At 64.4% G+C, this 17,035-nt stretch carries 20 protein-coding genes, 1 other RNA gene, 3 pseudogenes and 1 riboswitch; of the genes and pseudogenes, 5 read left to right on the forward strand and 19 right to left on the reverse strand.

Annotated elements, in window-relative coordinates:
- Positions 1-5: 5 nt before the first annotated feature.
- A complete protein-coding gene (locus YO9_RS0106015) occupies positions 6-1,190 on the reverse strand; it encodes a zinc-dependent alcohol dehydrogenase (RefSeq protein ID WP_016996665.1) in 1,185 nt (394 codons plus the stop codon).
- 67 nt (positions 1,191-1,257) lie between these two features.
- Here YO9_RS0106015 and YO9_RS21420 point away from each other — a divergent pair, with 67 nt between their 5' ends.
- Positions 1,258-1,482 carry an SDR family NAD(P)-dependent oxidoreductase gene (locus tag YO9_RS21420; protein ID WP_223286194.1) on the forward strand — a complete coding sequence of 75 codons (225 nt, stop codon included), beginning with the start codon at positions 1,258-1,260 and terminating at the stop codon, positions 1,480-1,482.
- An 80-nt stretch (positions 1,483-1,562) separates the two neighbouring features.
- On the opposite strand, the gene YO9_RS0106025 is transcribed toward YO9_RS21420, so the two are convergent.
- The 14 genes and pseudogenes from YO9_RS0106025 to YO9_RS0106075 all read right to left on the reverse strand — a co-directional run bounded on the left by YO9_RS0106025 (position 1,563) and on the right by YO9_RS0106075 (position 10,865).
- Positions 1,563-1,934 (reverse strand): DMT family transporter, encoded by a 372-nt coding sequence (locus tag YO9_RS0106025; RefSeq protein ID WP_016996667.1) that lies wholly within the window; start codon positions 1,932-1,934, stop codon positions 1,563-1,565.
- 1 nt (position 1,935) lies between these two features.
- Positions 1,936-2,250 (reverse strand): DMT family transporter, encoded by a 315-nt coding sequence (locus YO9_RS0106030; protein ID WP_016996668.1) that lies wholly within the window; start codon positions 2,248-2,250, stop codon positions 1,936-1,938.
- A 12-nt stretch (positions 2,251-2,262) separates the two neighbouring features.
- Positions 2,263-2,328, reverse strand: a riboswitch (guanidine-III (ykkC-III) riboswitch).
- Positions 2,329-2,349: 21 nt separating this feature from the next.
- Complete coding sequence (locus tag YO9_RS0106035; RefSeq protein WP_016996669.1) at positions 2,350-2,904, reverse strand: nuclear transport factor 2-like protein; 555 nt, start codon at positions 2,902-2,904, stop codon at positions 2,350-2,352.
- The gene (locus YO9_RS0106040; RefSeq protein WP_031272766.1) at positions 2,891-4,141 is read right to left on the reverse strand and encodes an APC family permease; all 1,251 of its coding nucleotides are present in this window, start codon (positions 4,139-4,141) and stop codon (positions 2,891-2,893) included. Before YO9_RS0106040 ends, YO9_RS0106035 begins: the two co-directional genes overlap by 14 nt.
- A gap of 13 nt (positions 4,142-4,154) precedes the next feature.
- Positions 4,155-5,246 (reverse strand): PQQ-dependent sugar dehydrogenase, encoded by a 1,092-nt coding sequence (locus YO9_RS0106045; protein ID WP_016996671.1) that lies wholly within the window; start codon positions 5,244-5,246, stop codon positions 4,155-4,157.
- A gap of 44 nt (positions 5,247-5,290) precedes the next feature.
- A pseudogene (locus YO9_RS0106050) lies at positions 5,291-6,195 on the reverse strand (SDR family oxidoreductase).
- Positions 6,196-6,247: 52 nt separating this feature from the next.
- Complete coding sequence (locus YO9_RS21425) at positions 6,248-6,472, reverse strand: response regulator transcription factor (protein WP_223286195.1); 225 nt, start codon at positions 6,470-6,472, stop codon at positions 6,248-6,250.
- Positions 6,370-6,885, reverse strand: coding sequence for a response regulator (locus YO9_RS0106055; RefSeq protein WP_223286189.1), 516 nt, complete (start codon positions 6,883-6,885; stop codon positions 6,370-6,372). The genes YO9_RS21425 and YO9_RS0106055 overlap by 103 nt, the downstream gene beginning before the upstream one ends.
- Positions 6,886-6,919: 34 nt before the next feature.
- The gene (locus YO9_RS0106060; protein WP_223286190.1) at positions 6,920-7,480 is read right to left on the reverse strand and encodes a glycosyltransferase family 2 protein; all 561 of its coding nucleotides are present in this window, start codon (positions 7,478-7,480) and stop codon (positions 6,920-6,922) included.
- Entirely contained in the window at positions 7,453-7,749 is a 297-nt protein-coding gene (locus tag YO9_RS17210) for a glycosyltransferase family 2 protein (RefSeq protein WP_223286191.1), read from the reverse strand. The genes YO9_RS0106060 and YO9_RS17210 overlap by 28 nt, the downstream gene beginning before the upstream one ends.
- The gene (locus YO9_RS0106065; protein ID WP_016996673.1) at positions 7,734-8,750 is read right to left on the reverse strand and encodes a glycosyltransferase; all 1,017 of its coding nucleotides are present in this window, start codon (positions 8,748-8,750) and stop codon (positions 7,734-7,736) included. The genes YO9_RS17210 and YO9_RS0106065 overlap by 16 nt, the downstream gene beginning before the upstream one ends.
- The gene (locus YO9_RS17215; protein ID WP_223286192.1) at positions 8,747-9,367 is read right to left on the reverse strand and encodes a glycosyltransferase; all 621 of its coding nucleotides are present in this window, start codon (positions 9,365-9,367) and stop codon (positions 8,747-8,749) included. Before YO9_RS17215 ends, YO9_RS0106065 begins: the two co-directional genes overlap by 4 nt.
- Entirely contained in the window at positions 9,364-9,807 is a 444-nt protein-coding gene (locus YO9_RS17220) for a glycosyltransferase (RefSeq protein ID WP_223286193.1), read from the reverse strand. The genes YO9_RS17215 and YO9_RS17220 overlap by 4 nt, the downstream gene beginning before the upstream one ends.
- Positions 9,804-10,865, reverse strand: coding sequence for a glycosyltransferase (locus YO9_RS0106075; protein WP_031272768.1), 1,062 nt, complete (start codon positions 10,863-10,865; stop codon positions 9,804-9,806). Before YO9_RS0106075 ends, YO9_RS17220 begins: the two co-directional genes overlap by 4 nt.
- A 205-nt stretch (positions 10,866-11,070) precedes the next feature.
- Here YO9_RS0106075 and def point away from each other — a divergent pair, with 205 nt between their 5' ends.
- The gene (gene def / locus YO9_RS0106080; protein WP_016996675.1) at positions 11,071-11,640 is read left to right on the forward strand and encodes a peptide deformylase; all 570 of its coding nucleotides are present in this window, start codon (positions 11,071-11,073) and stop codon (positions 11,638-11,640) included.
- Between the two features lie 24 nt (positions 11,641-11,664).
- Here the strand turns inward: def and YO9_RS0106085 are convergent, their stop codons facing one another.
- The 4 genes and pseudogenes from YO9_RS0106085 to YO9_RS21430 all read right to left on the reverse strand — a co-directional run bounded on the left by YO9_RS0106085 (position 11,665) and on the right by YO9_RS21430 (position 14,543).
- The gene (locus YO9_RS0106085) at positions 11,665-12,447 is read right to left on the reverse strand and encodes a YaaA family protein (protein WP_016996676.1); all 783 of its coding nucleotides are present in this window, start codon (positions 12,445-12,447) and stop codon (positions 11,665-11,667) included.
- A gap of 17 nt (positions 12,448-12,464) precedes the next feature.
- Positions 12,465-12,839, reverse strand: an RNA gene (gene rnpB / locus YO9_RS0106115) — RNase P RNA component class A.
- A 59-nt stretch (positions 12,840-12,898) separates the two neighbouring features.
- Entirely contained in the window at positions 12,899-13,624 is a 726-nt protein-coding gene (locus tag YO9_RS0106090; protein ID WP_016996677.1) for a zinc ribbon domain-containing protein, read from the reverse strand.
- Positions 13,621-14,543, reverse strand: a pseudogene (locus YO9_RS21430) (Nif3-like dinuclear metal center hexameric protein). Before YO9_RS21430 ends, YO9_RS0106090 begins: the two are co-directional and overlap by 4 nt.
- Positions 14,544-14,613: 70 nt before the next feature.
- On the opposite strand from YO9_RS21430, the gene msrA reads away from it, so the two are divergent.
- The 3 genes and pseudogenes from msrA to epsC all read left to right on the forward strand — a co-directional run bounded on the left by msrA (position 14,614) and on the right by epsC (position 16,997).
- On the forward strand, positions 14,614-15,153 hold the full coding sequence (gene msrA / locus YO9_RS0106100) for a peptide-methionine (S)-S-oxide reductase MsrA (protein WP_031272769.1): 540 nt from the start codon (positions 14,614-14,616) through the stop codon (positions 15,151-15,153).
- 86 nt (positions 15,154-15,239) lie between these two features.
- A pseudogene (gene cysK / locus YO9_RS0106105) lies at positions 15,240-16,174 on the forward strand (cysteine synthase A).
- Between the two features lie 238 nt (positions 16,175-16,412).
- Entirely contained in the window at positions 16,413-16,997 is a 585-nt protein-coding gene (gene epsC / locus YO9_RS0106110) for a serine O-acetyltransferase EpsC (protein ID WP_016996681.1), read from the forward strand.
- Positions 16,998-17,035: the final 38 nt, after the last annotated feature.

A 17,035-nucleotide genomic window follows, 5' to 3' on the forward strand; every position in this document is an offset into this window, starting at 1 on the left:
CCCGGTTACGGCTTGAGCACCACCTTGATGCACCCGTCGAGCTTCTCCTGGAACATCTTGTAGGCCTCGGCCGCATCCTCCAGGTTCACCCTGTGCGTTGCGAAGTGATCCAGGCCCAGGGTGTCGTCCGGTTCGGAGGCAATAGCGAGCAGGTCATCGGTCCACTGCTTCACGTGGCATTGACCCATGCGCATGGTGATGCCCTTGTCGAACATGGTCATCAGTGGCATCGGATCGGCCATGCCCCCGTACACGCCCGACAACGACACGGTGCCGCCGCGTCGCACCGCATTGATCGCGGTGTGCAGAACTTCGAGCCGGTCGATTCCGACATTCTCGATTGCCGCACGCCCGAGTGGCTTGGGCAACCGAGCGGCCCCGGCGATGATTTTTTCGGAGATCGGGTTACCGTGCGCTTCCATGCCCACGGCATCGACGACGCCGTCCGGTCCCCTTCCGTCCGTCATCTCCTGCAGCGTCGCGGCAACGTCCTTAACGGTGCGCCGATCCACCGTTTCAACACCCCATGACTGGGCCAGTTCCAGGCGTTCGTCCACTAGATCCACACCGATGATGCGTTCCACGCCCATCTGCTTGGCGGAACGAATGGCCATCTGTCCCACCGGTCCCAGACCGATGACGGCCAAGGTGTCACCGGAGCCCACATTGGCCCACTTCACGCCCTGCCACGCGGTGGGCAGGATGTCACTGAGGTAGAGGAACCGCTCATCGGAGTACGTCTCGGGAAGCTTGACCGGCCCGAAGTCTGCGTGGGGAACACGCACCATTTCGGCCTGGCCACCGGGTACGGAGCCGTAGAGGGACGAGAAGCCGAACAGCATGGCGCCCTTGTTCTTGGACTTCACCTGCGTGGTCTCGCACTGTGCGTAAAGCCCACGGTCGCACATCCAGCATTCGCCGCACCCAATCGTGAAGGGAACCACTACGCGGTCCCCCGGTTTGAGGTTCGTGACCTGCTCCCCGACTTCTTCCACGATGCCCATGAACTCGTGACCGAGCACATCGCCGGGCGAGAGATACGGACCCAGCACTCCGTAGAGATGCAGGTCCGAACCACAGATAGCGGTGGAAGTGACCCGGACGATCGCATCCTTGGGATGCTGGATGACGGGGTCGGGAACGGATTCGACTCGGACGTCACCGAGGCCTTGCCAAGTAAGTGCACGCATGACGATCAGTTAACTGATCATCAGCCGCCTTTGCAACACCCCCAGCGAAAGTTCTCGACTAGCCAACATCGATGTGCGAGCTACCGTGGCCGGGATCATCCAGCCGGGCACGTTCGATGCCGTCACCCTCGAACATTTCCAGGACGCCATCGACGCCATGACGTACGGCCCGATTCACTGCGCTCTGGCAGTGCTACCGAGTATGAGGGGCAGGCGCTTCGGCCGGATCGAAACCGTGGCTTCCGTCCGCGGGCTGGTATTCCCGCCGCATCCTTGCCTGTGCTGTCCATGAACGCGAATAAGGCCCGGACGAGGTTAGCGAGGAACCCGGTGCCACGCGTCGTCTGCATGGCACCGGGTTCGTCCTGTAGGTCAGTGAGTGCTCGACGAGCTCGTATCCTGTGCCGGGGTCGCTGCCCTACCCGGTTTGCTCGGCACCAGCTTGAGACCGACCACCGCCGCGATGATGCCCGAGATGAAGATGATCTTCCCGAGCGAGACGCTCTCGCTACCGGTGGCCATCGCATAGATCACGGTTAGCGCAGCACCCACGCCGGTCCACACCGCGTAGGCAGTACCAATAGGAATGTGTTTCGCGGCCCAGCCGAGTCCCGCCATGCTCACCACGAGTCCCGCGAAGAACACGATGCTGGGTGTGAGCTCACTCAGGCCGTTGGATTCGCCAAGTGCGGTGGCCCAGACCGCCTCGAACACAGCGCTGATCAGAAGAATGATCCACGGCATGTCAGCTCACCACCTTCAGGCCGATCACGGAGCTGACCAACAGCACGAGCAGAAGCACCCGTGCGGTGGTCGGACTTTCATAGCCCTTCACAAAGCCCCAGATCACGGTGAGCGTTGCGCCAATGCCAACCCACACTGCGTAGGCCGTACCGGTCGGCAGAGACGTCATCGCCCAGGCCAGGCCAGCCATGCTGACCGTCATGCTGACGGCAAAAATAAGGGTGGGAATTTTACGTTTGAAGCCGTCCGATGCCCCCAGAGCGGCCGCCCAGACCGCTTCGAGCATTCCGGACAGAACAAGAATGATCCACGCCATGACATGCGTCTTTCTGAGTCAGTCTTGTCGTGGTGCGGGTACTGCTCCCTCGTCCGCGAGCCAGATGCCGGGCTCCAATCCACAAAATAGCAAACGGGGCTATCTTTTTCGACCCAGCCTGGGCATGACGTACCTCTCCGTGGCACGGAGCAGGAACGCGAGCGGCACAGCAGCTTTCGACGCCGCTCCGGCCGACTTCCGCAGGGCACCCCGTTCCGCGAGCGGTCCACCGATCATGGACAACAACGTCACCGCGGCGGGCATGGGACGGATGAACAGGGTGATCTTCCGGATGAGTCCGTACTCATCGAGCTCGAGCCACTGGATCTCCTCCAGGTTGTTCCCGTGCAGGGTATTCGTCCCGTGGAGCACCCAGTTGTCGCCGGCACCCGTGAGTGCGGCGATCTCGATGTCCTCCAGAAGTTCGAAAACACTCTCGAAGACACTCATGACATCCCGCGGCCCCATGAACGTGAAACCGTCCGTCAACGGTGAAATCAGCTCCACGTCCGCAGCGAGTTGCTCGCGCATAGTGATCAGGTCCAGTCGCCGATCCGCGCTGACCCACGCTCGGACGGTGGGCGGACAAGCCAAAGAATCCAGGTGTTCGTCATTCACGGAATCCCCCTCGGACGGGTGATTACGACCCGTCATGTTCCGCTCCACGATGGCGCACCAACACCATTCGGTACAAGACCCCCGCAGCCACCAGAACGATCCCGCCCATGATCGACTCAATCGGCAGGGTGGCCACCAAGACCAGGCACAACAGCGCGCCGATGATCTGCACGATCGTGGGATACATCCGCGCTTCACGCCCCTGCGTGTACGCGGAGACATTCGCCACGAAGTAGTACAGCAGCACGCCGAAGGACGAGAACCCGATCGCCCCGCGCAGGTCCAAGGTCAGCACCAGCACAACCACCACGACACCCAGAACCAACTCCGCACGGTACGGAACGCTGTGCACGGGATGCACCGCAGAGAGCCACGCCGGCAGGTCACGGTTGCGGGCCATGGCCAGGCTCGTCCGCCCAATTCCGGCGATCAACGCGAGTAACGCGCCCAGGGCCGCGGCCGCCGCACCAATCCGGACGACGACGCTCGTCCACTCCCAGCCACCGGCCGCCGCGATGTCCGCGAGCGGCGTGGTCGAAGAAGCAAGGTGCGAGGCACCCAGGGTCGAGAGAGAGACCACGGCAATCACCGCGTAGACCGCGAGCGCACCGAATAACGCGATGAGGATGGCGCGGGGAATGGTGCGGGACGGATCGCGGACTTCCTCGCCCATGGTCGCGATGCGCGCGTAACCGGCGAACGCGAAGAACAACAGGCCTGCGGACTGGAGGATGCCGTAGAAACCAGAGGCAGCGCCGTCGCCGGTCAAACGAGCGGCATCCGCCTGGCCGGAGACCAGCCCCGCAACCACCACGAGGGCCAGGACCACGAGGACGATCGAGACGATGATCTTGGTGAGGCCCGCGGTGCGTGTCACGCCGAAATAGTTCACCGCCACGAGCGCGGCCACCGCGAGCGCAGCCACGGGACGCTCCCACCCGGCCGGTGCGGCGTAGGCGGCAAACGTGAGGGCCATGGCCGCGCAGCTGGCGGTCTTGCCGATCACGAAACACCAGCCGGCCATGAAGCCGGACCACGGGCCGAGTTGCTCGCGCCCGTACACGTAGGTGCCCCCGGAGGTCGGATACTGAGCGGCAAGCTGCGCGGAGGAGGTCGCGTTGCAGTACGCGACCACGGCCGCGATGGCCAGGCCGATGAGCAGGCCCGAACCCGCTGCAGCTGCGGCCGGGGCGAAGGCCGCGAACACTCCGGCGCCGATCATGGATCCCACCCCGATGGCGACCGCGTCGCCCAGTCCAAGTCGTCGTTGCAGGCGCCGGTATTGGTCATGGTTCGGGGAGTTCCACTTCTACGAGTCGATCATCACCGTCCTGGGGCTGACCGCGCCCGTCCGTGTTGTTGGTCAGGAACCACAAAGTTCCGTTCGGTCCGGGCACGGCATCGCGCAGTCGGCCGTACGCGTCCTGAAAGTACTCGGTCGAGGTGTCCGGAGAGTTAACGGGCACGGCGCGCAGCACCCGTCCGCGCAGGTTCGCGATATAGAGCGTGTCCCCCACCCGTGACATGCCACTCGGGCTGGCCTCGCCGGTCTCCCACTGTTGCACGGGGTCGACAAATTCGTCCCGCGCCGCGATGCCTTCTACCTCTGGCCACCCGTAGTTGGCACCGGGTTCGATCACGTTCAACTCGTCCCATGTGTTCGCGCCGAACTCGGTGGCGAACATGGTTCCGTCTTCCGCCCAGTCGATGCCCTGCACGTTACGGTGGCCCAGGCTGTACACAGGCGAACCTTCGTGAGGGTTGTCCTCCGGAACGCTGCCATCCGGCATCACGCGCAGGATCTTGCCGCCCATCGACTCCAGATCCTGGGCCTCGTTTCGTTCGCCCGCGTCCCCGACCGCAACGTACAGCATGCCGTCCGGTCCGAACTTGATGCGCCCACCGTTGTGCACGCCCGCCGAGGGCAGCTCGTCCAGAATAATGTGGCTCTCCCCCAGGGACAGCGAGCCGCGTTCGCCCGTGACCGTCCACCGGGTCACTCGGTTGCCGTTGTCCGTGGTGGCGTAGGAAAACAGGTCACCCTCGGGGGACACAGCGAGACCCAAGAGTCCGCCTTCTCCCCCGGCCCGCACATCGGACTGCTCCCCCACGGTACGGGTGCCACCGTCCGGAAGGATTTCCAGAATCCGGCCGCTGTCGCGTTCGCTCACCAGCGGCGCATCGTCGAGGAACGTCACGGACCACGGGGCCTCCAGATCGCTGACGACGGCGCTCGCGTCACCCAGCGGACGGTACCCCGTGTCATCAGTAGCCCCGGTGGGAGATGAAGAAGCCGATGGCTCCCCTCCTGCGAGTGGGCCGCAACCGCTCAGAACGAGCGCGGCCACGAGAAGTGATACCACCGGCTTCTTGATCATCAGGTCAGTCCTTGGTCGGAGAGCTGAGAACGTGTCCGGTCAGTTTAGAAGACCGGCTTGCCTCCGGTGACACCGATGACGGTGCCTGACACATAAGAGGCCTCGGCCGGGCTGGCCAGGAACACGAATGCACCGGCCAACTCGGAGGGCTGTCCGGCACGGCCCAGAGCGGTGTCTCCGCCGAATGCCGGCATGGACTCGCCGGCCTTGGTCGCCGGCTGCAACGGGGTCCAGATGGGACCCGGTGCCACGGCGTTGACGCGGATGCCCTTTTCACCGATCTCGTTGGCCAGGTTGACCGTGAAGTTGTTGATCGCCGCCTTGGTCGAGGCGTAATCGATCAGGTTCTCGGACGGGTCGTAGGCCTGGATGGAGCTCACGTTGATGATGCTGGAGCCATCGCCCAGGTACTTCAGTGCCTGCTGTGAAACCCAGAACAGGGCGTACAGGTTGGTCTTGAACACCCGGTCCATTTCCTCGGTCTTCAGCCCCTGCAGGCCGCCGTCGCGGCGGGCCCACTGGAATCCGGCGTTGTTGACCACGATGTCCAGCCCACCCAGCTGGGCGGCGGCGTCGTCGACGACACCACGAGCGGCCTGCTCGTCGCGCAGGTCCGCAGGCAACAGGACGGCCTTGCGACCGGCCTTCTCGATCCACTGCGTGGTGTCCTGAGCGTCAGACTCTTCCTCAGTCAGGTAGTTGATGGCCACATCGGCGCCTTCGCGAGCGTACGCAATGGCCACGGCGCGGCCGATACCGGAGTCGCCACCGGTGATCAGGGCCTTCATGCCTTCGAGGCGGCCGCGGCGACCCAGCTTTCTTCGCCGTGATCCGGCAACGGGGTCATGTCCGTGGTCAGCCCGGGGGGAGCTTGTTCCTGGGTGGGGAATCCGCCCTCTTCTCCGGCGAGTTCGCGGGCGGCCTTGTCTGCGGCAAATTGATCAGTCATATGACTATTCTGTCCGGTCAAGCTGAGTGATTCCACCACCGGAAGGGTGGATTCAGGAACGAGCGACCGTGGGCTCCATCCCGTTCTGCACGCCCCACAGCACCGCTTGACTGCGCCGTTCCACGCCCATCTTGCGGTAAGCGGAGCGGATGTAGGACTTGACCGAGTTGATGCTCAGATAACACGTCCGGGCAATTTCATCGTTGGTGGCGCCTGGGTGATGAGCGCCACGACTTCGGCCTCGCGCGGCGACAAACCGGCGTGTCGCCCGGGCCAGTCGGCAATCTCGATGTCCTCGGGGACCGGTTCCGGCATAACCACTCGCTCGCCCTCGTGGATCCGCACCAGCGCGTCAGCCAACTGTTCGGCGGTGAGCTCTTTCGACAGGTACCCGTGAAGACCGAAGTCCAGCGCCTTCCGCACCTGCTCCTCGGACACGTTCCACGTGTAGACGACCAGCTTCCGGTTCGGGACGTCTTCGAGCAACCGCGTCACGTCGTACTGACCACGATCCCGAGCGGCGAAGGCGTCGAACAGCACCAGATCAACGGTTCGTCGGGGGTTCTCCCCGGACACCATTTCTTCGACGACGAGTCGGTCATGGCCCTCGAACATCCGAGTCACGCCCTCAATGACCACCGGGTAGTCATTGACGAGAGCCAAAGTAATGGGAGCACGCTGATCTTTCACGAGAATGACCTTAGTGGCAAGTGCTCCTTTTGTGCTATCGCTGCTGTTCACCGGCTCGCCACTGGCCGGCTTCCAGCGTCAGGTGACCCGATTCGAGCATGTCGTGGAGCCATCCCTCCATCGGGTCGAACCCCCACTTCGCCCGAAAAAGATTGGCGTTGCGCGCAATCGACGCCGCGTGCTGGACCGGGGGTGTCACGGTCGGGTGGTACTGGTGATACGCGCACGCCAACCCGGTCCACCACATGGACCCTCCGGCCGCGGCGAGCCGCTGTCCGAAGTCCGTGTCCTCTCCCCCGTACCCCACGAAGGCCTCGTCGAATCCGCCGGCCCTGTTCCAGCTCTCGACCGTGGCCGCGATATTGAGCGACCACAGCATGCGAGAATCCGCCGCTTCCAGGTCCCCTCCCTCGGGGATGACCCGCGCTCCATGATCGCGCCCCAGCTCTGCCACTCGTTCCGGGGTGTAGTCGGCCTCCGTCATGCCCTCCGGCAAGTACTTGACCCGGCCACTGATCACAGCGGTCTCGAAACGGACCTGAGCCAGTGCCCTTTCGTAATCACCGATCAGCGAACGGTCGGGAAGACAGTCCACGTCCAGCAACACCACGCGTCCGCGCCGAGTTCGGCAGCTCGGGCCACGCCCAGGTTTCGCGCCGCCGCCAGCGGTAGTTCGTCGGTGGGATCCATGGTGACGACGACGCCGCCCGTCCCGTTCTCCGCCACCAGGCTCGTGATCTCGGGGTCCCCCATGCTCACCACCACGTGCACGTGCGGCTGAGGATCCAATTGGGAGACCCAAGCCAGCTGCCGGCGGAGGTGTTCGTGACGACCACTGACGATCGTGATCAGCGCGGTTCGCACGTCAACGCCAAATCATCGAGTCGCTCAATGGCCTGCGCGGCCCTGCGAGCGCCGTCGCCGTGCCGCCAGCGGGCCCATCCGGAACCGCCCTGCGCAAGTGCACCGTCCAAGAGCGCGGGCCAGTCCGCCGGTTCCGGCCAATGCTCCAGTGCGGTACAAACCTTCGCGTTCCTGAGGGCCCGAGCCGTCGCGTGTTGTTCATCGAATGGACGGGGTTGGGCAATCACCACCGCCGGACGGGCCGCCGCGGAGAGTTCTGCCACCGCGTTGTTCCCGGCGTGCGTCACGACCACGTCCGCGTCCTGCAATTCGGTCCACAGATCGGGGGAAGGATTCGCAGGGCTACGAACGGTCCAGTCCCAGTCCGGGGTGGCCAGCGTGGCCCGCCGGATGTCGTGTTCGGTGACCTCGGTTCCGCCGCCTCCCCACACGACCAGGACCTTGCGCGAGGAACTCGACCGAGCGGCGTCGGCGGCGATCACCGCGGGCGGGTCTGCGAGGTGATCGAAACGTGAAATGGCGCCCGCGTACACCGTCTTGGCGGTCCATTCACGCGGCCAATAGCCCTCGGCCGACTCCGCAGTCCAGGGGGCAACAATCATGGACGCTGCATCGTAGGCGTCCCGATGCGTACGATCCGTGCGGTTGCCGCGCATGGCCATGACCACGGTGCGAACGCCGAACAGGCGAGCGAGAAGAGTCACCTCGGCGGAAGTATCCGTGACCATGACCGACAGCTGCGAACCCAGGTACTCGGCCATCAACCGCATGCGCTCGCGGTACCCGGCGTGATCGATCGGTGCCCAGTGCAACACGCCGTTGGCCGTGGGATCCACCGGGTGACGAGGAACGTCCAAAGGAAGGTGGCACCATTCCCCCGGCCACCCGGCGGGTGCCTCCAACGAGCTGAATCCCACCACGGGCACGTCCAGTTCACGCGCGATACCGAGTGCACGGGTCCGGTGGCCGAGCCCCTGGTGGTGGATGTAGTACCCGATCATGAGGCGACCAGTTCGCGATACAGGTCCACGTATTGATCCACGGTGGCGTCCAGAGAACACCATTGACGGGCGTGCTCACGCACCCGGCCGCGATCCATGGCTACGACGCCGCTCAGCGCGCGAGCCGCGGCAGTCACCGTGAGTTCGTCGCTGGCTTCCGGGAGCACGGAGAGACCACCGGGAGCACGTACCACTTCCGCCAGACCACCGCGGGCAATCGCCAGGACGGGAGTTCCGCACGCCATGCTCTCCGCAGCGACCAATCCGTACGGCTCTTCCCACTGCGGGGTGACCAGGCACGCGGCGCTGTGGGAGACCAGGTGATGGAGCTCGTCCGGCTCCAGGTGACCCTCGTAGGTGATGTCGTCCGACAGCAGCGGTTTCAGATGCGTTTCGTAGTACTCCAGGTTGGAGAGCGGACCGGCGATCCGTAGTCTCCACCCGGCTTCACGTGCGATGCGCGCGGCGATGTGGGGAGCCTTCTCCGGAACGATCCGCCCGGACCACACCAGCGAATCACCGCCCGGGCCCAGGGACCAATGGTCCAGGTCCACACCGTTGGGAATCACACGAGCGGAGGTGACATCGCGCCACATGTGAGCGATCGATGAACTCACGGCAGCGGTCCGCACGCCGGGCTCAACCGCAGCGCTGGTTCCATCCACGGGGTGTTAGGGGTGTGAAGGGTGGTGATGAAGGGCTGTTTGAGGGACTGGGCCATGGCGATGGGGAGGTAGTGCAGCGAGTTGTTGTGCACGATGTCGATGTCATCACGCTGTGCCAGGGCAGTCATGACCTGCAGGTAGGAAATCGTCTCCCGGACTTGGCCTTCCGGCGGCATGGAGACATCGTTGCGCGCCTGTTCGCTGAGGGAAACCGGTTCCACCGCGAGCTCCTCGACATCCAGGTCCGGATCACTGCCGGGCGCTGCGAAGACCACCACCTCGATCCCGCGTTCGCGCAGGCCCTTGGCCAGGTACCACGTGAACGATTCGAGCCCACCGGCAAAGGGTGCCGCGATCGGGAATCGATCATGGGCCAGTAGAGCAATTTTCATGAAGGCCTCCCCGCCAGTGCTGTCCGATAAATCTCCGCGTGAGCGTTGGCGATTCGCCGCCGCTGCTCGATACGTTCCTCACGAGTAGCCCGCCAGGGGCCCATGTTCTCGAGCTGGTCCAGGGCTTCAGCGATCTGACCCTCAACCGGCTGCCCGTGGTCATCCCAGTCGAAACTCAGGACGCCCGGATGCTGCTGGTGGTAGAAACCAACCGAGGGCGCCAACACGCGTGTGCCCAAGTCGTGGCACGCCTCGAGCCACCCCGAATGCGTACCGAACCGGTACGCCAAGACGGACAGGTCCAGGCCGGCGATGTACTCCCACAGCTCGTCATCCGTGTAGAAATCGTGGACGTGCACCTGCACATCGTCACGGTCTCGCACGCTGTCCAGGAGCGCGGCAACCTCTGGGTTGTGATGCGTCATCCCGGGCGTGACCACGTCCGTATGAACGTCCACGAGAAGATTCATGTCGCGCTCGCGGATCTCGTCCAACAGGGTGCGCAGCACCGGGAGCGGATTCATGTTGGTGCGCATGCTCTTGAGGTGCATGCCCACCGTCACGGTGTCATGCTCGACCCGCGGACGATTCAACTTGTCGAGGGGAACCACGTGCGGATGCGGAATCACCGTGGCCTCACGCCCCCAACGGCGTTCGATCTCCTCCGCCGCACCCCGGGTCAGGGTGATGAGCTGGTCGGCCGACGGGATCAGAACATCCAGGGCTGCGTCGTGGATCGAGGGATCCGTCTGGTGCGGATTGCGCAGGTCGTGAACCGTGTACACCAGGGGCTTGCCGTTGGCGTGCAACGCGTCCGCAATGCGCTGGAGTTCGGCAGGAGCTACTGCGTCGAACCCGAAATGCAGATGGAAGACATCGAAGTCCTGGGCGTGGTCGTTGATCCACTCCACGTCCAACATGACCAGTGGCCACCAGGGAGCACCTGGAACGGAGCGTTCCGGGGTGGGGTCAGGTAGCCGAGTTACGCCGTCCGAGGTGTCTGGGTCCGCCAGGTGTTGGATATACACGTGACCGTATGGCGCTGACGCAACCCTCACTCGGACATGCCCCCTCAAAGTAGATAATTTTGGCCCACCGGACAGTCCAACCCGATGGCCGATCAACCCACCACACCCTTGAGGGGGAGATATTCAGCAAGCTTAATATTAGCCTGACCAAAGGGTTCCCCTTGACGCAGCCCCTCACGCGATATATTTGCCTGCGGATCATCCGCCCCAACAGCACCTCGTGAGGAACGTCAGCATGGCCATTCGCCCCATCGTCATTACCGGGAACCCCGTGTTGCACCGTCCCGCGGCGAAGGTCACCGAGTTCAACGACGAACTGCGCGAGTTGATCGCGGACATGTACGAAACCATGGACGCGGCCCACGGCGTGGGCCTGGCCGCTCCGCAGATCGGCGTGGGTCTGCGGATTTTCACGTATGTGTTCGACAACGAGGACGGCGTGGCACCGCGAGGCGTGCTGGTCAATCCGGTGCTGACCGTCGGCAAGATCTCGGAGGTCGCACCCGATCCGGATGAAGAGTCCGAGGGCTGCCTGTCCGTCCCGGGTCATTCGTGGCCGCTCAAGCGCGCCGACTGGGTCCGCATTGCCGGCCAGGACGAGAACGGCGATCCCGTGGCGTTCGAGGCCAATGGCTGGTTCGCGCGCGTCATGCAGCACGAGTACGACCACCTGGACGGCAAGCTCTACATGGATCGTCTCAACACCAAGTGGGGTAAGAAGGCCAAGAAGGCCGTTAAGAATGAGGCCTGGTCCACCGATTCCACGTGGCTGCCCGGTGAGGACGAAGACCCGTTCGGTCACTGAGTTCCGGCGCTGGACCGTGCCCTGTCACACGGCGGGCGGATCCAGCACCACGGTGAGTGTCCCGGCCTTGCGCGCTGTGGGTTCCACCAGCTCGACCGTCCAGCGGGTGCTGAGCGCGTCCCGGACGGCGTCAACCGTCTCGATCGCACCGTGTTCAGCTTCGAACTCGCACAGGAACCGGGCCACCAGACCCCGCGTGTGCTTGGCGTTGTGGGAGACCACCGACCGCTTACCGGCCTCGTTGAGTTGCTCCACCCGCACCGCAACGGTCCGGGCAGCGGGTGCCTTCCACGCTGCGGCATACGCAGCCGACCGGCAGTCCACGATCACCTGATCGGCTGCGGCCTCATCCAGCACCGGGGTGAGTCGAGGCTTCCACCACGTATTGAGCTTCCCGTGCCGGGGTAGATCAGTGCCCATTGACAGTCGATACGCGGGAATGTGATCGGTGGGCCGCACGGCTCCCCACAGCGCGGAGACCACCACCAGCGATCGGTCGGCAATCTCATGAGCAGCCCCGGAGAGGGAATTGGCATTGAGCGCGTCGTAGAGCACGCCGGTGTAGATGGACAGCGCCGGGCCGGAAGGTGCGGTGAGCAGCTCTCGGTTGCGAGCGACGTCGGCGGCCAAGGACTCCCCCACCCCCAGAACGGAAAGTGCGTTCTTCTGGCCGCTCACGCGGGCCAGTGTGGTCGCCAAATGCTCGCGATCCTTGGTGAGACCCGGGAAACTCAGGGTGCCCAGGGACACGGGATCGCCTGAGACGGGAGCGGTCTTGGACTCGGACGGGGGTAGCAAAATCAGCACCCCAGAAGTCTAGTGGAGGGACAGGCGGGCCTATGAGCCGGGTTCTGTGCCGCGGCCGGTTACCCGAACCGCGGTGGTGACCATCCATCTAGGCCGTACGTTGCCGTACGGCTCAAGCAGCCTACCCGGGCACTCGGGCGAGCAGCCCTCGAACGCACCCTGCATGGCCTTGCTCCGGATGGGGTTTACCAAGCCGCACCGGTCGCCCGGCACGCTGGTGGTCTCTTACACCACCTTTTCACCCTGACCCGCTCGAGGCGGGCGGTCTATTTTCTGTGGCACTGTCCTGCGGGTTTCCCCGAGTGGGCGTTACCCACCATCCAGCTCTGCGGAGCCCGGACTTTCCTCGAGACGTACCTTTCGGTGCGCCGCGCGGTCACCCGGCCCGCCTGTCCAGCGTCGATCCTACCGCGCCGGACGAGGCCCTTGATTCACGCCGGTTCGGACGCGCTCAACGGACCAATAGCGCAGAGCACTCAATACAGGTGGGAATGCTGCCCGCCGGAGTATTGGCGATGGTCTCGGCATCTCCCGGACTCATGTGCGTGCCGCATGCCCCGCATGTATCCCGCTCGAACTTGGCCACCGCGATCCGTCCGCCCCCGCGTGCGTTGCGCAGCGAGTCGTAGCGCTTGACCAGGGCTTCATCGTTCACGGCGCTCACCAGCCCGGGGCGTTGCGCCGTGAGCTCCTGGTGTCGTTCCTTCAACGCCGCAAGGTCCTGGTCACGCTGGGCCACGGCCTCCTTAGCTTGGGCGTCGGCCGCTCGCAACAGCGGCAGCTTCTGCTCCCGGTCCGCGGCGACAGCCTCCGCGTGTTCCATGGCCTGGTACTGGGCGTCCTCTGCCTCACCGCGCTGCTTGGTGAGTGTGTCGATCTCGTGCTGGATCCCCATCAAATCCTTGGCCGTGCCACCGTGATTGAGCCGTTCGGTGTCCCGGTCGATCTTGGCCTGGATGTCTCGCACCTTGGCTTCCGCGGTGTCGACGCCGCTCGCTGCCTCCTTGCCCTGGGCATCCAGCTGCTTGGCCGCCTCGATCGCCTGGGCCCGGCGTGCCAGCAACGATTTCACGTGTTCGGATTCTTGCAGGGACTTAGCCTTGACCATGATGCCGTGCAGTTCGGAATCCACCGCTTGCAGGTCCAAGAGCGCAGTGAGTGCGTGTTGCTCGGTCATGAGGTCTCTCCTGAAGTGTGATTCGGCGCTGAATCGGAATCGGGTGACGGCACGCGGAAATCCCACGGGTCGGTGCGCAGGTCGCTCACGAACACCTCTATGTCGAACCCCTGAGCGGCGAGCGCTCGCTGCAGGTCTTCGGCTCCCCACGGCAGCCACAGTGCCTCACTCGCGGAATGGGCTGCGTCGATCAACGCGGGAGTTCCGGTGGCCCCGGGCCCCAGGGCGTGTTCGCGGGCCTCCGAGGCGGGATGATGGCGCAGGTCCGCAGTGATGTACACGTCAGCACCCGTGGCTCGGACCTGTTCGAACAACGAATCGCCGGAACCCCCGCACACCGCAACGGTGCTCACTTTGCGCTCCGGGTCACCGGCGATGCGCAGCCCCTGGGCAGTGCCCGGGATGTTCGTGGCCAAGCGCTCGGCCAGCTCTCGCAGGGTCACGCTGTCCGACAGGGTACCCACTCGACCAACCCCACGTTCTGGTCCGTGGCGTCCGGGACGAGTGGAGCGGCGTCGTCGGGATTGACCCCGGCGGCCGCGATCAAGGCGTCGGACACGCCGCGGCGCGCGGAGTCCGCGTTCGTGTGACACGCGAGCAGCGCGCAGTGGTTCTCGATGAGGTCGTGAATGACCTTGCCCTTGAAGCCCTCGGCCGCAACAGAAGTGACCCCGCGGATGAGCAGCGGGTGGTGGGTGATCAGCAGATCCGCGTGCAGGGCGATGGCTTCTTCCACGACCGCGGCCACCGGATCGACCGCAAAGTGAATGCGGCGCACAGGTTGGTCGGGGCGGCCCGTCACCAGACCCGAGGCGTCCCAGTCCTCCTGGAGGCGGAACGGCCACAGCGAGTCCGCCACGGCCACCACCTCAGCCAAGGTGGGAATCGAACGGTCCTGCGATTGAGCCTCAGACGTCATGGATCCATCCTAGGAGCGAGTGCAACTCAACCGCCGGGAATTGTGCGGCGGTTTGCGCGTTATACGGACTATGAGTTCTTCCTCGACAGAAACCTTTGTGCTCGCCGGTGGTTGCTTCTGGTGCTTGGACGCCGTCTATCGCCGTGTCCGCGGTGTGCTGGATGTGCGCAGCGTGTACACCGGCGGCCAGACGGAGCATCCCGATTACGAGTCCGTGTGCTCCGGTACCACCGGTCACGCTGAAGCCGTGGTGGTCACCTTCGACCCCATGGTGGTTCCGGCCGAGGTCATCCTGGACCTCTTCTTCACCGGGCACGATCCCACCACGTTGAATCGGCAGGGTTACGACGTGGGCACGCAGTACCGTTCCGCGATGTTTCCCGCCAACGAGCAGCAGCGCACGCTGTTCGAACAGGCCATCAACAAGGCGCAGCCGTTGTTCCAGGACCCGATCGTCACGACCATCGAGGAACCGCAGAAGCTGTGGGAGGCCGAGGATTTCCACCAGGACTTCTACGGCAACCAGCCATTCAACGGCTACTGCCAGGTGATCATCAACCCCAAGCTGGCCAAGGTCCGCAAAGATTACGCTGTGTGGCTAACTCACTGAGATCCACCCGGCACCCGCACTAGGCTGAAAAACAGTTCTGTGCTGACACACCTCCCAGCACGATCCCACGACAGGAGAGAACATCCATGGGCAAGATTTACGAGAACGTCACCGAAATCGTCGGCGGCACTCCCCTGGTCCGCTTGAACCAGCTGGACAAGGACCTTCCCGGCAACGTTGCGTCAAGCTCGAGTTCTACAACCCCGCCAACTCGGTCAAGGACCGTATCGGTAAGGCCATCATCGACGCCGCTGAGGCCTCCGGTGAACTCAAGCCCGGCGGCACCGTGGTGGAGGGCACCTCCGGTAACACCGGTATCGCCCTGGCCATGGTCGGTGCAGCTCGCGGTTACAAGGTCATCCTGACCATGCCCGAGACCATGTCCACCGAGCGTCGCGTCATGCTGCGCGCTTTCGGTGCGGAGATCGTGCTGACCCCGGGTGCAGAAGGCATGCGCGGCGCCGTGGAGAAGGCACAGGAGATCGTGCAGTCCACCGACAACGCCGTGCTCGCACGCCAGTTCTCCAACCCGGCCAACGCCGAGATCCACTACAACACCACCGGCCCCGAGGTCTGGGAAGACACCGATGGCCAGATCGACATCTTCGTGGCCGGCATCGGCACCGGCGGCACCATCACCGGTGCCGGCAAGTACCTGCGCGAGCAGAAGCCGGACATCCGTCTGGTGGCCGTTGAGCCCGCTGACTCCCCGCTGCTGACCGAAGGCAAGGCCGGCCCCCACAAGATCCAGGGCCTGGGCGCCAACTTCGTTCCGGACGTGCTGGACCGCGAGATCTACGACGACGTCTACGACGTCACCGTGGAGGACTCCGTGGCTACCTCCCGCGAGCTGGGTTCCCGCGAGGGCATCCTGGGCGGCATCTCCTCCGGTGCTGCCGTGTGGGCCGCACTCCAGGAAGCCGGCAAGGAAGAGAACCGCGACAAGCTCATCGTCGCGATCGTTCCCGACTTCGGCGAGCGTTACATCTCCACCCTGCTCTACGAAGACATCCGCGGCTGATTCAGCCACTCTTCGCATGAGTTGAAAACACGCGCGGCGGGCGACCCACAAGGTCTCCTGCCGCGCGTGTATTTTTCGGTCCCTCCCCCGACATGACCTGTGGAAACTCGTACCGGAGGCCGGGGCGGGAATAGCATGAAGGTTCTGTAGCGTTGGCACGAAAGACGCCCGCGGCGTCGGCTACAACACGAGATCAATCGGGCCCTGACACGGGGCGGAGCAGAAGAGGTACGGACACGTGAGCTTTTGGCGCAGACTCAAGGAAGATCTCGAAACTGCCCGCAGCCACGACCCAGCGGCTCGTTCCAACGTGGAGGTCGCGCTGAATTATTCGGGGCTGCACGCCATCTGGGCGCACCGTCTCTCGCACAAGCTGTGGCAGGACCCCAATAAGCGACTGTTGGCTCGCACCGTCTCTCAGGCCGCGCGCTGGGCCACCGGCGTGGAGATCCATCCCGGTGCCACCATCGGTCGCCGCTTCTTCATCGACCACGGCATGGGCGTGGTCATCGGTGAGACCGCCGAGATCGGCGAGGACGTCATGATCTACCACGGCGTGACCCTGGGCGGCCGTTCCCTCGAGCCGGTCAAACGTCACCCCACCATCGGCGACCGCGTGACCATTGGTGCGGGCGCCAAGATTCTGGGCCCGCTGGTGGTCGGTGCGGACTCGGCCGTGGGCGCGAATTCCGTGGTCGTCAAGGACGTTCCCGAGGACTCGATCGTCACGGGCATCCCGGGCAAGATTCGCCAGCGCACTCCCGAGAAGCAGGAGCCCCTGGTGGACCCTGCCACCTACATCGATCCCGCCATGTGGATCTGATGCACTGATTTTTTAGTTCGACGACGCCGCGGGCCCCC

Origin of the sequence: Kocuria atrinae C3-8 (assembly GCF_000286355.1) — a bacterium.
GTDB lineage: Bacteria > Actinomycetota > Actinomycetes > Actinomycetales > Micrococcaceae > Kocuria > Kocuria atrinae_A.